Source organism: Methylobacterium sp. J-070, from assembly GCF_022829385.1.
GTDB lineage: Bacteria > Pseudomonadota > Alphaproteobacteria > Rhizobiales > Beijerinckiaceae > Methylobacterium.
In genome coordinates this window covers 1-283 of record NZ_JAKSXX010000283.1, presented here as the reverse complement: position 1 = coordinate 283, position 283 = coordinate 1, and the positions used below count along the sequence as shown (strand labels likewise).

Sequence of the window (283 nt, the reverse complement as noted above, 5' to 3'; positions counted from 1 at the left end):
TCACCCAGACCGGCACCACCCAGGCCTTCGACACGGCGAGCCTCTACCCAAGGGCGACCGGCTACATCGTCGAGCGCAGGGTCGATATCGGCACGCATGTGCGGAAGGGCGACCTGCTGTTCCGGATCAGCGCCCCCGACCCTCCATCCCGGCGACCGCGTCATGTGTTCCGGCGCCGGCGGCTACGCCGAGTATGCCGTGGCGGATCACGGGCGGACCCTTCCGCTTCCCGCGGACCTATCGTTCGAGGTCGCCGCGACCCTGCCGGTCGCCCTGCAGACGA

At 70.0% G+C, this 283-nt stretch carries 1 pseudogene; it reads left to right on the top strand.

Annotated features, from left to right (window positions below):
• Positions 1-140 (top strand): annotated as a pseudogene (locus MKL01_RS31525) (efflux RND transporter periplasmic adaptor subunit); the annotation flags it as partial.
• Between the last annotated feature and the right edge of the window lie 143 nt (positions 141-283).